At 57.5% G+C, this 15,228-nt stretch carries 12 protein-coding genes (1 of these 12 only partly in view); 8 read left to right on the top strand and 4 right to left on the bottom strand.

Annotated elements, in window-relative coordinates; genetic code table 11:
• Positions 1–21 carry the 3' portion of an exonuclease domain-containing protein gene (locus tag H4N61_RS13515; protein ID WP_182394262.1) on the top strand. The gene continues 591 nt to the left of window position 1, outside the view, so the window shows 21 of its 612 coding nt (coding positions 592–612); its start codon lies beyond the left edge, outside the window; its stop codon occupies positions 19–21.
• 43 nt (positions 22–64) lie between these two features.
• Here H4N61_RS13515 and H4N61_RS13510 read toward each other — a convergent pair whose 3' ends face one another.
• The 4 genes from H4N61_RS13510 to H4N61_RS13495 are packed head-to-tail and all read right to left on the bottom strand — an operon-like array spanning position 65 to position 5,727.
• Complete coding sequence (locus tag H4N61_RS13510; protein WP_182394261.1) at positions 65–1,918, bottom strand: extracellular solute-binding protein; 1,854 nt, start codon at positions 1,916–1,918, stop codon at positions 65–67.
• Positions 1,919–1,928: 10 nt separating this feature from the next.
• Positions 1,929–3,533 (bottom strand): ABC transporter ATP-binding protein, encoded by a 1,605-nt coding sequence (locus H4N61_RS13505; RefSeq protein WP_182394260.1) that lies wholly within the window; start codon positions 3,531–3,533, stop codon positions 1,929–1,931.
• Entirely contained in the window at positions 3,530–4,627 is a 1,098-nt protein-coding gene (locus H4N61_RS13500) for an ABC transporter permease (protein WP_182394259.1), read from the bottom strand. Before H4N61_RS13500 ends, H4N61_RS13505 begins: the two co-directional genes overlap by 4 nt.
• Positions 4,624–5,727 (bottom strand): microcin C ABC transporter permease YejB, encoded by a 1,104-nt coding sequence (locus tag H4N61_RS13495; protein ID WP_182394258.1) that lies wholly within the window; start codon positions 5,725–5,727, stop codon positions 4,624–4,626. The genes H4N61_RS13500 and H4N61_RS13495 overlap by 4 nt, the downstream gene beginning before the upstream one ends.
• Before the next feature lie 212 nt (positions 5,728–5,939).
• Between H4N61_RS13495 and H4N61_RS13490 the strand changes: the two genes are divergently transcribed.
• The 7 genes from H4N61_RS13490 to H4N61_RS13460 all read left to right on the top strand — a co-directional run bounded on the left by H4N61_RS13490 (position 5,940) and on the right by H4N61_RS13460 (position 15,214).
• A complete protein-coding gene (locus H4N61_RS13490) occupies positions 5,940–6,167 on the top strand; it encodes a hypothetical protein (RefSeq protein ID WP_169195769.1) in 228 nt (75 codons plus the stop codon).
• Positions 6,168–6,293: 126 nt separating this feature from the next.
• Positions 6,294–6,899, top strand: a complete 606-nt coding sequence (locus tag H4N61_RS13485) for an AprI/Inh family metalloprotease inhibitor (RefSeq protein WP_169195768.1) — start codon at positions 6,294–6,296, stop codon at positions 6,897–6,899.
• Positions 6,900–7,076: 177 nt separating this feature from the next.
• On the top strand, positions 7,077–8,201 hold the full coding sequence (gene zapE, locus H4N61_RS13480) for a cell division protein ZapE (RefSeq protein ID WP_182394257.1): 1,125 nt from the start codon (positions 7,077–7,079) through the stop codon (positions 8,199–8,201).
• A gap of 471 nt (positions 8,202–8,672) precedes the next feature.
• Positions 8,673–9,635, top strand: a complete 963-nt coding sequence (gene mdh / locus H4N61_RS13475; RefSeq protein WP_169195765.1) for a malate dehydrogenase — start codon at positions 8,673–8,675, stop codon at positions 9,633–9,635.
• A gap of 93 nt (positions 9,636–9,728) precedes the next feature.
• Positions 9,729–10,922, top strand: a complete 1,194-nt coding sequence (gene sucC, locus H4N61_RS13470; protein ID WP_169195764.1) for an ADP-forming succinate--CoA ligase subunit beta — start codon at positions 9,729–9,731, stop codon at positions 10,920–10,922.
• Positions 10,923–10,940: 18 nt separating this feature from the next.
• Positions 10,941–11,843 (top strand): succinate--CoA ligase subunit alpha, encoded by a 903-nt coding sequence (gene sucD / locus H4N61_RS13465; RefSeq protein WP_169195763.1) that lies wholly within the window; start codon positions 10,941–10,943, stop codon positions 11,841–11,843.
• Between the two features lie 368 nt (positions 11,844–12,211).
• A complete protein-coding gene (locus H4N61_RS13460) occupies positions 12,212–15,214 on the top strand; it encodes a 2-oxoglutarate dehydrogenase E1 component (RefSeq protein ID WP_182394256.1) in 3,003 nt (1,000 codons plus the stop codon).
• Positions 15,215–15,228: the final 14 nt, after the last annotated feature.

The raw sequence follows: 15,228 nt of genomic DNA, 5'->3' as shown, positions 1-15,228 counted from the left end.
GCGGCCGACTTTGGCGCTTAGGAGAGAAAAGGGACGCCGAGGCGTCCCTTGTTTGTTTTAGCGCTTATTTGGTTTGGGTGGCCTTTTCCTCGTCCCACCACCAGATCGTGGGGAAGCCTGAGGAGAATTCGGGCAGCGTCTCTGGATGGCTGAAGCGGTTCCAGCGGGCTGTGCGGGAGTATTGGAGGGCATAGCCGGGGACGACGAGGTGTTTGTGTAGGAGGACACGGTCGAGGGCCGCGCTGGCTGCTTCCTGCGTCGCACGGTCATCAGCAGCAATGAGCTTTTCAATGATGGCGTCTACGCCCTTGTCAGCAAGACCGAGGTAGTTTTGTGATCCTTCGGCATCCGCCGAGCCGGTGCCGAAGAAGAAGCGCTGCTCATTGCCAGGCGAAAAGCTCTGTGCCCAGCTGGTGTAGATCATGTCGTAGTCAAAGCTGCGCAGGCGATTGATATATTGGGGGGTGTCCACAATGCGCAGGGTCATGGCGACGCCGATTTGGCGCAGATTGGTGATCATGTTCTGCGCGATGGGTTCGAGTGAGGCTTGATGCATGAGCAGCTCGATCTCGAGTTGCTTGCCGTTGGCGTCGACCAGTTGGTTGCCTTGCAGCGTGTAGCCTGCTTCGGTGAGGAGGCCGAGGGCGGTCCGAAGATTGCCACGCAGCTTTTGGGAATCCCCCGCGACCGGGTTGGTGTAGACCTCGGTGAAGACCGAGGCCGGGATCAGGTCTTTGACACTTTCGAGGATTTCCAGCTCCTCGCCTTGCGGGAGGTCTTTGGAGGCGAAGGGGAGGCCGAAGAAGTAACTGTTGATGCGGTCGTACTGCTCGAAGAAGACCGTGCGGTTGAGCTCTTCAAAGTCGAACGCGTAGTTAAGCGCTTCGCGGACCTTCTCGTCCTGGAACTTGTCGCGGCGTAGATTGGGAATGAAGCCGGTCATGGCGCCTGAGGCGTTATAGTCCTGCGCGAAGGTTTCTAGGACCACGCGGCCTTCCTCTACGGCGGGGAAGTCAAAGCCCGTAGCCCAGCGGCGGGCGGAATATTCGCTCCAGTAGTCGAATTGGTCGCCCTTAAAGCCTTCGAACCAGACGCTCTCGTCGAGGAAATACTCGTAGGCGAGGGTGTCGAAATTGTTCTGGCCAAGTTCGGTGGGTTTGGTGGCAGCCCAATAATCGGGGACGCGCTCATAGGTGATGGTTTTGCCCGCGTCGAAGCTTTGCAACTTATAGGCGCCGGAGCCGAGAGGGGGCTCTTGGGTCGAGGCGCCAATATCGCGCTTGTTGCCCTTGGCGTCGGTGCCTTCCCACCAGTGTTGAGGCAGAACCAGAAGCTGGCCCAAAATCAGGGGGAGTTCGCGATTGTTCTTTTCGTTGAAAGTGAATTTTACCTCGCCATCGGTCAGAGCCTCGGCATTGGTGACGCTGGCATAGTACTGAGCCTGATTGGGGCTCAATTCGATCATCTTTTCAAAGGTCCAGACGACGTCGGCGGCGGTGACTTTTTCGCCATCGTGCCATTTGGCGTCGGGATCGAGGCGGAAGGTGACGGCGCTGTAATCGGGCTCGATGAAGAGCTCTTTGGCCAAGTGTCCGTAATAGGTGTTGTTCTCGTCGAGCGACGGGGTCATCAGCGTGTCGTAGGTGAGGCCCAGCCCTGCCGCCGGATCGCCCTTGGGCAGGATGGGGTTAAATGTGTCAAAGGCCCCGCGGGTGCCAAGACGCAGCGTGCCAGCCTTGGGCGCGTCTGGATTGACATAATCAAAATGCTTGAAGTCTGCCGGATATTTGGCGGCGTCGCCCATAGTGAAGGCGTGGGTCCAAGCGCCGGTGACAGTTTCGGCGAGGGCCAAAGCCGATGTGCTCAAGGAGAGAGCGGCGGCAAGGGTGAGGGAGAGAAGGCGTCGCGTCGATGTCATCGGCTGTCTCCTAAGTCAATGTGGGCGCTAATGGGGTGATGTCGAAGGCGGCAGTCAGCAATTGCTGGGTGTAGGCGTGTTGCGGCGCGGCAAAAATGTCTTCGGAAAATCCATGTTCGACCACCTGACCGCTCTTCATGACGATGAGGCGATGGGCAAGGGCGCGGACAACCTTCAGATCGTGGCTGATGAAGAGATAGCTTAACTGGCGGCGTTGCTGGACGGCGCGCAGGAGCGTGATGATCTGTGCCTGTATGGAGACGTCCAGCGCTGAGGTCGGCTCATCCAGGACGAGGAAATCTGGCTCCAGCACGAGGGCGCGGGCAATCGCGATGCGCTGGCGCTGACCACCAGAGAATTCATGCGGATAGCGCGTGGCGGTGTCGGGATCGAGACCGACCTCGCGCAGGGCGTCCGTTACTTTTTGCGCGCGCTCATTGGCTGTGAGCTTGGGGAAGTGGACCGTCAGCCCTTCTTCGATGATCTCGCTGACTGACATGCGCGGGCTCAAAGATCCGAAGGGGTCTTGGAAGACGATTTGCATATTGCGGCGTGTCGGACGTAAGGCGCGGCCCGATTGGGTGGAAATGTCATTGCCGAGGACGACAATGCGCCCTTGCGAACGTATGAGGCGCAGAATGGCATATCCGAGGGTGGATTTGCCCGAACCACTTTCGCCGACGACGCCGAGGGTTTCGCCCCGCCGAATGGCGAGGGTGACGCCGTCGACAGCGCGGAGGTGGCCGGTTGTGCGCTTAAGAAGGCCGCGTTGAATGGCGAACCAGACTTTGAGATCAGTGGTTTCGACGATTGTGGGGGCGTCGGTGGCGGGGGGCAGTGGGGTGCCTTCCGGCGCGGCGGCAAGAAGGCGTTTGGTGTAGTCGTGTTGTGGCGCGTCGAAAATGGTGGCGACTGGGCCGGTCTCGACAATGTCGCCCTTATTCATCACTGCGACACGATCGGCGATGCGGCGGACGACACCGAGATCATGGGTGATGAAGAGCAGTGCCATGCCCTTTTCTGCCTGGAGGCGTTTAAGCAGCGCGAGGATCTGGGCTTGTACGGTGACGTCGAGGGCAGTGGTGGGTTCGTCGGCGATGAGGAGCTTGGGATTGTTGGCGAGCGCCATGGCGATCATGACGCGCTGGCGTTGGCCGCCGGAGAGCTGATGCGGAAAATCATCGATACGGCTGACCGGGTCGGGGATGCCAACCTCGGTGAGCAGTTCGATGACTTTGGCTCGGGCAGCGTTTTTGCGCAGGCCTTGGTGGACTTCCAAGATTTCGCCGACCTGTCTGCCGATGCTGTGCACGGGATTAAGCGAGGACATGGGCTCTTGGAAGATCATGCTGATGTCATTGCCGCGAATGGCGCGTAGCGCGCTGTCGTACGCGCCGATCAGTTCTTGGCCGTTGAACTGTATCGAGCCGGATACGCCGGCGGCCCCGGTTTGGAGCTTTAACAAGGAGAGGGCGGTGATGGATTTACCCGAGCCGCTTTCGCCCACGAGGGCGAGCGTTTCGCCGGGGGCGATATCAAAGGCGATGCTGTTGACGACCTGAGAGGCGCCGAAGCGAATGGTCAGGTCTTTGACGGAAAGCAGGGGCGCGGTCATTTGAAAATCTTCCGCGGATCGAAGGCATCGCGTACGGCCTCACCGATGAAGACGAGCAGGGTCATCATGACGGCGATGGTGAAAAAGCCAGTGATGCCCAGCCAAGGGGCCTGAAGGTTGTTTTTGCCCTGCGCCAGAAGCTCACCCAAAGAGGGGGAGCCTGGGGGCAGACCAAAACCCAGAAAATCGAGCGAGGTGAGGGTGGTCACCGAGCCGGACATGATGAAGGGCATAAAGGTGAGGGTGGCGACCATGGCATTGGGCAGCAGGTGCCGCCATATAATCTGGCCGTCAGAAACGCCGAGTGCTCGGGCGGCGTTGACGTATTCAAAATTGCGGGCGCGCAGGAATTCGGCCCGGACAATGGCTACGAGCGAGACCCAAGAGAACAGCAGCAGAATTCCAAGGAGCACCCAGAAGCTTGGGGTGATCACTGACGAGATGATTAGCAGCAGATAGAGCGAAGGGACTGAGGTCCAGATTTCGATGACGCGCTGGGAAATGAGATCGACCCAGCCGCCGAAATAGCCCTGCATGGCCCCTGCCAGAATGCCGATGGCGGAGGAGGCAATGGTGAGGGTGAGCCCAAATAGAACCGAAAGGCGGAAGCCATAGAGCAGGCGGGCGAGAACATCGCGGGCGCGGTCGTCAGTGCCGAGATAATGGTAGTTGCCGGAGTGGCAATCAGGGTCCGCCGTGCCTTGAGGATAGCGCGAACAGATTGTTTCGCGGTCCATCAGCCAGCTCGGCGGATTGGCGCCGGAAAAGGCGATATTGCTGTCCACCGTGGCATAGCTGAAGCGGACCAAGGGCCAGAGGGCCCAGCCATTGGCGTTGATCTCATCGGCGATAAACGGATCGCGATAATTGGTGGTGGCGAGGAAGCCGCCGAATTTTTCTTCCGGGTAATCGATGAAGGCCGGGACCAGCATCTCGCCCTTATAGGAGACGAGAATAGGCTTATCATTGGCGATGAATTCTGAGCCGAGGGTCAGAATGAAGACGGCGAGGAAAATCCAAAAACTCCAATAGCCGCGTTTGTTGGCGCGGAAATTGGCAAGGCGACGCTGATTTATTGGCGAGAGCTTGCTCATTGGCCACGGCTCTCGAAATCAATGCGTGGATCGACCCACATGTAAGTGAGGTCTGAGATAAGGCTGATGACGAGGCCAAGAAGCGAGAAGATGTAGAGCGTGCCGAACACCACCGGGTAGTCGCGGTTGATGATCGATTCAAAACTCAAAAGGCCAAGGCCATCTAGTGAGAAGATGGTTTCGATCAGCAAGGACCCGCCAAAGAAAGCGCCGATGAAAGCGCCGGGGAAGCCAGCGATGATCAGCATCATCGCGTTGCGGAAAACGTGGCCATAGAGAACGCGATGTTCGGTGAGGCCTTTGGCGCGCGCGGTTGTGACATATTGCTTGGAGATCTCATCCAAGAAGGAATTCTTGGTGAGGAGCGTCGAAGTGGCGAAAGCCCCAAAGCCCATGGCGGTGATGGGCAGCACCATATGCCAAGCGTAATCGAGGATTTGCTGCCACCACGGCATCAGGGCAAATCCGGGCGAGGTGAGACCACGCAGTGGGAAGATTTGCCAGAAACTGCCGCCGGCAAAGAGCACGATAAAGGCAATGGCGATGAGAAAGCCGGGCACGGCATAGCCGATGATGACGATGGTGGAGGTCCAGACGTCAAAGCGCGACCCATCGCGAGTGGCCTTGGCAATGCCGAGGGGAATGGAGATGCCGTAGGAGATAATGGTCATCCACAAACCGAGCGAGATCGACACCGGCATTTTCTCAAGGATGAGATCAATGACCGAGATGTCCCGATAATAGCTCTCGCCAAAGTCGAAGCGCAGGTAATTGCCGATCATGGAGAAGAAGCGCTCGAGCGGCGGCTTATCGAAGCCGAACTGCTTTTCGATTCTGTCGACCAGTTCAGGCGGGAGACCTTGGGAGCCGCGATAGCCAGTGGCGTTGGGGCCTTGGTTGCTGCTCGGTGGTGAGATTTGATCGCTGCCGCCCCCTGTGACGCGCTCCATTATGCCGCCATTGTTCTGGCCGGAAAGGTTGGCGAGTGCCTGTTCAACCGGGCCGCCCGGGGCAAATTGGGTGATCAGAAAAGAAATGGCCATGATGCCGAACACGGTCGGTATCATCAGCAAAAGGCGGCGGAGAATATAGGCGCCCATTCTGTCTCCGATAGGCCAGACGCGTCGACATGCGCTGCAAGTTCATAGGAGTACAGAATGCACACATCGCCGCTTAAGGTCCAACAAATCTATAATTTATTCGGCGGAGTTTTGGCCAAACTGTTCTCCTCAGTGTGAGGAGCGACAAGGGGATATGGGGTTGTATCGAACAAGGGCTTGGTTCACGGTTGCAGCACAAACAGGAGCCGCAGATGCGCTTTGAGACGATTGCCCGCGTGAAAGACCTTTCTGTGGCGAGGATTTTACTCGTGGCCTTGCGCGCCCATGGCTTTCACCCGCTCGAATTGCGCGAAGGCGGATTGCCGGGCGTGCCGAACCTTTTCGCCGAGGAAGGCGTTGGTATTGAGGTCCCGGACGATGAAGCGGAAGACGCAAAGCTCCTCGCGGGGGAATTGCTCAAAGATATGCAAGAGAGCTGAGCGTGAATGCGCCACAGTTTTGAGCAATAGGGATGCTTGGGATGTTGATTGAATGATGTTGGGGCTTTGCATATAAGCCGCCACAAGTGTTAATATGCCTTAATTCTTTGCGGCAGGAGTCTAACAATGCAGGTTTGGACGCGCAGCGTTTCTACCCTGACGAGCCTAGCGGTTATGGCCCTTGTGGTCGCTGCTTGTTCGCCAACGAGCCGGACCAATACGGCGAATCTTAATGTGGTCGGTACACCCCAGCAGCTGCAGCCAGTGCAGACCTCGGCTGTGCAAACCAATAGTTTGCCTCCTCTCGGTGGCGTTTCTGGCACTGTGGCGCCGGGTCTTTCTGGTCAGCCGGTTTTGGGCGGTCAGCAGACGTCGGCTCTTCCGCCTCTCGGTGGTACATCGAACACCTTTGCAACAGCTGGTACCACTGGCGGTTCGTTCGCCAGCGTGCCAACGGCTTCGGGCCCAGAAGGCTCTTGGAATGTCGCAGCAGCGGGGCAGGCTTGCCAGTTGAATCTGCCGCTGACCTCCAAGACCGGTACGAGCTACTATCGTGCTTCGGCTCCGGGTTGTGGGATCCCGCAGGTTGCGGCCATCACTGGTTGGCAGCAAGTTGGCAGCCAGCTCCAGCTTTATGATGAGAACGGCAATATCGCAGCCTTCCTCGCACCCTCGAGCGGCCGTTATATCGGCACCATGAGTGGTGGCCAGGCGCTGTCGATGTCGCGCTAAAGCTTCGAAAGCCGGTCCTAGGGGCCGGCTTTTTTGTTTGACGGCGTCCGCACCGCGCCCCTAAACATGCGCCCGTCGCCCCCGCACGCGCTGGGGACACTGTTTGACCGGCAGCAGACAGAGGTTTCCGGGATGCCCGGAAAGGCCGTGCTTAGATCGCTGCCGATAAAGTTGCCCATGTCCGTTCCTGCTTTTGGTCCCGTACGCCGCGCCTATGAAGATCTGGTCGCACGGAAAACTTTGACGCCCGATCCGGCCCAGCGTGATGCTGCGGGCGAGTTCGACCGCATTCTGACCGATCTCACCGGCGCCAAGACCAAGGGCGGTTTCTTTGGCCTGTTTGAAAAGCAGATGTCGGTAAAGGGCCTCTATCTCGTGGGCGAGGTTGGGCGTGGCAAGACCATGCTGATGGACCTCTTCTATTCCGCACTTCCTTTTGCCGAGAAGCGACGTGTCCACTTCCATGAATTCATGGATGAGGTGCATGTGGCCATTGCAGCTTTTCGCAAATCCGCGAAAGACAGCGCTGCGGACCCGGTGGATGCGGTAACCAAGCCGATTTTGAAGTCCGGCCTGCGCGTGCTGTGCCTAGACGAATTCCATGTGCATGACATTACCAATGCCATGCTGCTCGACCGGCTGTTCTCAAAACTGTTTGCCGGTGGCGTGACGCTGGTGGCGACTTCGAATGTTGAGCCTGATGGCCTTTATAAGGACGGGCTCAACCGGCAGCTTTTCCTGCCATTTATCGCGCTCTTGAAAGAAAAGACGGTCGTGGCCACGCTTCTTAGCGATCAGGACTATCGCCGCCTTAAGTTTGCAGGCCAGCATGTTTACGCCTTTGGCACTGGGCCTGAGGTGGACGCGGCCATGGATAAAATGTGGCTGCGCATAACCGGAGGGGAGCAGGGGGCTCCAGGCGTGGTGGAAAGCATTGGCCGACAGATCCCTGTGCCTTTGGTGGCGATGGGCGCAGCGCGCTTCAACTTCGCCGATCTTTGCGAGAAGCCACTTGGCACGCGCGACTTCGTGCGGATTTCGCACGAGTTTGATTCGCTCGTGCTCGACAGTATTCCGCAGATGGGACGGACAAAATCGGACGCTGCCAAGCGTTTCATACTTCTGATCGATAGCTTGTACGATCGTGGCGTCAAACTGGCGGCAAGCTTTGCGGTGCCGCTGGAGCAATTGGGCGCAGACGAAAAGACGGCGTTTGAGTTTCAACGCACGCTCTCGCGTCTCACCGAGATGCAATCGGAAGAATATCTCGCTAAAGGCCTACGTGACGCGCCGAGCGTATAGGCGGGTTGATTGGGCTGCCTGACGACTGCCATTCAAAATGTACTGCGCAAGGCGTTTGGGTATTTCGTTCGGATAGGGAATGTTCTTGGCTAAGCTATCCGGGGAACGTAATTTTTATCGTCCAGGCTCTTGCCGTTATCGGATTTCTTGATCTAGCGCCGATAAATCGTGTCGGCTGATTTGGGTGGATAAATGGCCGAAAACGCCGTTTTCCATACCACCCTCCGAATTGCTAACTTGTTCGGTACAGGGAAATCCGTAAAAGCCCAAAACCCCGGAATATCAGGGAATTTTGGGCGGAATGACCGACAGCTTAGGTTATTTCCGTCCTCTTTGTCGGCTGCCAATTGGGCATTACCCCATCGCTCATCGGCATGAGCGTTTTGGCAATTACGACGAAGGGTTCACTTGCCCGGATTTGGCACAAGCGGTATGAACTGCGCCAATTCAACGCAGTCTGGGATGAGACTTATGGCGCGCAAGAAAATTGCCCTTATCGGTGCAGGACAGATCGGCGGTACGCTGGCCCTGTTGGCGGCTCAGAAGGAATTGGGCGACGTAGTCCTGTTCGACGTGGTCGATGGCGTAGGTCCGGGCAAGGCGCTCGACATCGCGCAGTCGGCCGTGACCCAAGGCTTCGATGCCGTCATGAAGGGCACTTCTGAATATAAGGACATCGAAGGCGCTGACGTTGTTATCGTCACCGCAGGCGTGCCGCGCAAGCCAGGCATGAGCCGCGACGACCTTCTCGAAATCAACCTCAAGGTTATGGAGCAGGTTGGTGCGGGTATTGCAAAATACGCACCAGACGCTTTCGTCATCTGCATCACCAACCCGCTCGACGCGATGGTTTGGGCGCTGCAGAAGTTCTCTGGTCTGCCGACCAACAAGGTGATCGGCATGGCTGGCGTGCTCGACAGCTCGCGCTTCTGCCACTTCATCGCTGAAGAACTCGGCGTGTCGATCCAAGACGTCAACGCATTCGTTCTTGGCGGTCACGGCGACACCATGGTGCCGTTGGCGCGTTACTCGACCGTTGCGGGCATTCCGCTGACCGACATCGTTAAAATGGGTTGGATGACCAAGGAGCGTCTTGAAGAGATCACTCAGCGCACCCGTGATGGTGGCGCAGAGATCGTTGCTCTGCTCAAGACCGGTTCGGCTTTCTATGCTCCAGCCTCGTCGGCCATTGCTATGGCTGAAAGCTATCTCAAGGATAAGAAGCGCGTGCTTCCGTCCGCAGCTTACCTCAACGGCGAATATGGCGTGAAGGGCACCTATGTTGGCGTTCCGGTCGTCATCGGCGCTGGTGGCGCGGAAAAGATCGTCGAGATCGCGCTCAATTCGGCTGAACAAAAGGCCTTCGAAAAGTCGGTTGGTGCCGTTGAGGGCCTGATCGATGCTTGTAAGAAAATCGCGCCAAAGCTGGCATAACACTTCAGAAGCCGCCGGATACTTACCGGCGGCTTTTGCCTCTCCGGTCTCTAGAATTGTCCGGGTCGAAACTGCCCACCCAAGGGGAATACGATGAACATTCATGAACATCAGGCCAAGGCACTGCTGAAAGACTACGGTGCTCCGGTCGCTGCTGGCGTCGCCATTTATTCGGTGGACGATGCTGCGGCAGCTGCGCAGTCGCTTCCTGGCCCGCTTTATGTGGTCAAGAGCCAGATCCATGCCGGCGGTCGCGGTAAGGGCAAGTTCAAGGAACTTGGTCCCGATGCTAAGGGCGGCGTGCGCTTGGCAAAGTCGATCGATGAAGTCGTCGCTTTCTCCAAGGACATGCTGGGCAACACCCTCGTTACCGCGCAGACCGGCGAGGCTGGCAAGCAGGTGAACCGTCTTTACATCGAAGACGGCGCTGACATTGCGCGCGAACTTTATTGCTCGCTGCTGGTCGACCGTTCAGTAGGCCGCGTTGCTTTCGTCGTTTCGACTGAAGGCGGCATGGACATTGAAGCTGTCGCTCACGACACTCCGGAAAAGATCCATACCATTGCGATCGATCCGGAAGCTGGTGTGACCGCGGCTGACGTCGCAACCATCACCAAGGCATTGGAACTCGATGGTGCGGCAGCAGAAGACGCCAAGTCGCTGTTCCCGATCATCTACAAAGCGTTTGTCGAAAAGGACATGGCGCTCTTGGAGATCAACCCGCTGATCGTCATGAAGGACGGGCATTTGCGCGTTCTCGACGCCAAGGTTTCCTTCGACGGCAATGCGCTGTTCCGCCATGACGATATCAAGGCGCTGCGCGACGAAACCGAAGAAGACGCCAAGGAAATCGAAGCCTCCAAGTGGGACCTCGCTTACGTGGCGCTCGATGGCAACATCGGTTGCATGGTGAATGGCGCAGGCCTTGCCATGGCGACCATGGACATCATCAAGCTCTATGGCAAAGAGCCAGCGAACTTCTGTGACGTTGGTGGTGGCGCGGGCAAGGAAAAGGTTGCTGCAGCGTTCAAGATCATCACCGCTGACCCGAAGGTTGAAGGCATTCTGGTCAACATCTTCGGTGGCATCATGAAGTGTGACGTCATCGCCGAGGGCGTGATCGCCGCGGTGAAGGAAGTTGGTTTGAAGGTGCCGCTGGTCGTGCGCCTTGAAGGCACCAATGTCGAACTCGGCAAGAAAATTCTCAATGAATCTGGTCTCGCCATTACGGCAGCAGACGATCTCGACGATGCGGCGAAGAAGATCGTCGCAGCGGTGAACGGCTAAGTTAGAGGACCGGAAACAATGTCTATTCTCGTCAATAAAGACACCAAGATCCTCGTTCAGGGCCTGACCGGCAAGACCGGCACGTTCCACACCGAGCAGGCGCTGGCTTACTATGGCACGCAGATGGTCGGCGGTATTCACCCCAAGAAGGGTGGCGAAACCTGGACCGGCGCTGGTGGCGAAAACCTGCCGATCTTCGCCACCGTTGCAGAAGCCAAGGAACGCACTGGTGCAGACGCGTCGGTGATCTATGTGCCGCCTGCTGGCGCGGCTGACGCCATCATCGAAGCAATTGAAGCGGAAATCCCGTTCATCACCTGCATCACCGAAGGTATTCCGGTGGCAGATATGGTGCGCGTCAAGGCTCGCCTTGACCGTTCTAAGTCGCGCCTTCTGGGCCCGAACTGCCCAGGCATCCTGACCCCAGAAGAATGCAAGATCGGCATTATGCCGGGCTCGATCTTCCGCAAGGGTTCGGTCGGTATCGTTTCGCGCTCCGGCACACTGACCTATGAAGCTGTGTTCCAGACGTCGAATGAAGGTCTGGGTCAGACCACGGCAGTTGGTATCGGTGGCGACCCAGTTAAGGGCACTGAGTTCATCGACGTCTTGGAAATGTTCCTTGCTGACGACGCCACTGAATCGATCATCATGATCGGTGAAATCGGCGGTTCGGCTGAAGAAGACGCTGCACAGTTCCTGATCGACGAAGCCAAGAAGGGTCGTAAGAAGCCAATGGCTGGCTTCATCGCAGGCCGTACAGCTCCTAAGGGCCGCACCATGGGCCACGCCGGTGCTGTGGTTTCGGGCGGCAAGGGTGACGCAGAATCCAAGATCTCGGCCATGGAAGCTGCTGGCATTCGCGTTTCGCCATCGCCAGCGCGTCTGGGCACCACTCTTGTGGAAGTGCTCAAGGGCTAAGCGCTTCGCGCAGGCTCTGACATGAATTAGACCCAATCGCCTTTCAAAGGCGGTTGGGTTGAGAATAATCCCACTAGGTCAGTGAAGTTGTCTTTTCTTGCCGCAGTTGGGATCCGAATTATACCGCAGGCCCCTTTGGGTTTGTCTGGGACGCGACAAGCATCTGCCGCGTGTCATTTAGAACGATGCTAGCCGTCAATTAGGCCAAGGTCGTTCGAAATTGAGCCGCACACCTGCTCAGGGTGTGCTCACTTAACAGGATACTAAGGATAAGCGGTCAGTATCCGATCGAAATTAAGGACCGCGTTCAGGCCGGTTCACCGGCTCGTTTTAAAGGATGGCGGGGCGAGCGCCTCGCAAAAAAAGCGATGACACGACAGGAAAAGAACGAGACGTTCTTACTGACCTCCTTCTTGTATGGGGGCAACGCCGACTACATCGAACAACTTTTCTCTCGCTATAAAAGCGATCCTTCCAGCGTCGATGAGACTTGGCAGAATTTCTTTGCGCGCTTGGACGACAGTCCGGCAGACGCGCAGAAGAATGCCGATGGCCCGAGCTGGGGACGCGCTGATTGGCCGAAGGCCGAGAGTGGCGACCTTGTTGCTGCACTTGACGGCAACTGGGGCGAAATCGCGGTAAAGACCGAAAAGGCTGCTGCGAAAAAGGCTACCACCGAGGGTAAGCCCGCGCCAAGCACGGCAGACGTGCTGCAGGCCACACGCGACAGTATTCGCGCCATCATGATGATCCGTGCTTACCGTATGCGCGGTCACTTGCATGCCGATCTCGACCCGCTGCGCATGCTCGCAAAGGAGCCAGCTCCGGAACTCGACCCGGCAAGCTACGGCTTCACTGAGGCTGACTACAGCCGCAAGATTTTCATCGATAACTATCTGGGCCTCGAATACGCGACGCTTCCAGAAATGCTCGCCATTCTGCAGCGTACCTATTGCGGCACGATGGGTATCGAGTTCATGCACATCTCCGATCCCGAAGCCAAGCAGTGGCTGCAGGAGCGGATCGAGGGTCCAGATAAGGAAATTACCTTCTCGCCGGAAGGCAAGAAGGCGATCCTGAATAAGCTGGTAGAAGCTGAAGGCTTCGAGAAATTCCTCGACGTGAAGTATACCGGCACCAAGCGCTTTGGCCTTGATGGCGGCGAAAGCACCATTCCTGCGCTGGAACAGATCATCAAGCGCGGTGGCGCGCTCGGGATCAAGGACATCGTCCTTGGCATGGCACACCGTGGTCGTTTGAACGTGCTGACGCAAGTCATGGCCAAGCCGCATCGCGCGCTGTTCCATGAGTTTAAGGGTGGTGCATTCTACCCAGAAGACGTCGAAGGTTCCGGCGACGTGAAGTACCACCTTGGTGCATCGTCGGACCGTGAGTTCGATGGCAACAAGGTTCACCTGTCGCTGACGGCAAACCCTTCTCACCTTGAGATCGTTGATCCGGTGGTGTTGGGCAAGGCTCGCGCTAAGCAGGACAAATTTATCGCGCCTGACGCGAAGCTGGTGAACATGGACCAGTCGGCAAAGCCCGACCGTTCTGTCGTTCTTCCGCTGTTGATCCACGGCGACGCGGCCTTTGCTGGGCAGGGCGTAATCGCCGAATGCTTGGGTCTGTCGGGCCTTAAGGGGCACCGTACAGGTGGTTCGATCCATTTTGTGATCAACAACCAGATCGGTTTTACCACGAGCCCGATGTATTCGCGTTCGTCGCCCTATCCGACCGACGTTGCCAAGATGATCGAAGCGCCGGTGTTCCATGTGAATGGTGATGATCCGGAAGCTGTGGTTTTTGCGGCCAAGGTTGCTGTCGAGTATCGCCAAAAGTTCGGCAAGCCAGTCGTTATCGACATGTTCTGCTACCGCCGCTTTGGCCACAACGAAGGCGATGAGCCAAGCTTCACGCAGCCTTTGATGTATTCCAAGATCCGCTCGCATAAGTCGACGCTGGAGATCTATTCGGACAAGCTCGTTGCGGAAGGTCTCTATTCGGCTGCCGAGATCGAGAAGATCAAGGCGGACTGGAAAGCGAACCTTGAAGCTGAGTTTGAAGCCGGCCAAGACTACCGCCCGAACAAGGCTGACTGGCTCGATGGCGCTTGGAAGGATTTCAAGCCAGCTGAGCTCGAAGGCCCACGACGCGGTCAAACCGGCGTTGGGCTCGATGTTCTGCACGACATCGGCACCAAGCTGACCACCGTTCCGGCTGACTTCAACGTCCACAAGACCGTTAAGCGCTTTATGGACAACCGTCTTGGCGCGATTGAAAGCGGCGAAGGCATCGATTGGGCAACGGCAGAAGCACTGGCGTTCGGTACGCTGGTGACTGAAGGTCACCCAGTCCGCCTCTCCGGCCAGGACTGTGAACGCGGCACCTTTAGCCAGCGCCACTCGGTGTTGAACGATCAGCAGGTTGAGAACAAGACCTACACCCCGCTCAACAATCTGTCGGCTGACCAGTCCCGCTACGAAGTCATCAACTCGATGCTGTCGGAAGAGGCTGTTCTGGGCTTTGAATATGGCTACTCACTGGCAGAGCCGCGCGCTCTGACCCTTTGGGAAGCGCAGTTCGGTGACTTTGTGAACGGTGCGCAGGTCGTTATCGACCAGTTCATCTCTTCGGGTGAACGCAAGTGGTTCCGCATGTCGGGCCTCGTGATGCTGCTGCCACACGGCTACGAAGGGCAGGGCCCAGAGCACTCTTCGGCGCGTCCGGAGCGGTTCCTGCAGCTTTGCGCGGAAGACAATATGCAGGTCGCCAACTGCACGACGCCAGCGAACTATTACCACGTTCTGCGCCGTCAGCTGAAACGCGACTTCCGTAAGCCGCTGATCCTGTTCACGCCAAAGAGCCTGCTGCGTCACAAGCGTGCCGTTTCTGGCTTGGTCGAACTTGGGCCAGATAGCTGCTTCCACCGTCTCCTCTGGGACGACGCTGAAGCACCAGGGCTGCCAAAGACCACGATCCGCCTCACGTCAGACGAAAAGATCCGTCGCGTGGTGCTGTGTACTGGTAAGGTCTATTACGACCTGCTGGAAGACCGCGAAAAGCGTGGCATTGACGACGTCTACCTGCTGCGCGTTGAGCAACTTTATCCGTTCCCGGCGAAGGCTCTCCACGATGAGTTGAGCCGCTTCCCTAATGCTGACGTTGTTTGGTGTCAGGAAGAGCCCCGCAATATGGGTGCTTGGGCGTTCATCCAACCTTATGTTGAATGGGTATTTGACCAGATTGGTCGTGAAGGCCAGCGCGTTCGCTACGTCGGTCGTCCGGCCGCAGCATCGCCGGCAACGGGTCTGATGCGTACGCACCTTGCGCAGCTGCAAGCCTTCCTCGACGACGCATTCGCTAAGTAAACCAGTACAAGGAC

The organism is Devosia sp. MC521 (genome assembly GCF_014127105.1).
Classification (GTDB): Bacteria; Pseudomonadota; Alphaproteobacteria; order Rhizobiales; family Devosiaceae; genus Devosia.
This window is presented reverse-complemented; position numbering and strand designations above follow the sequence as displayed.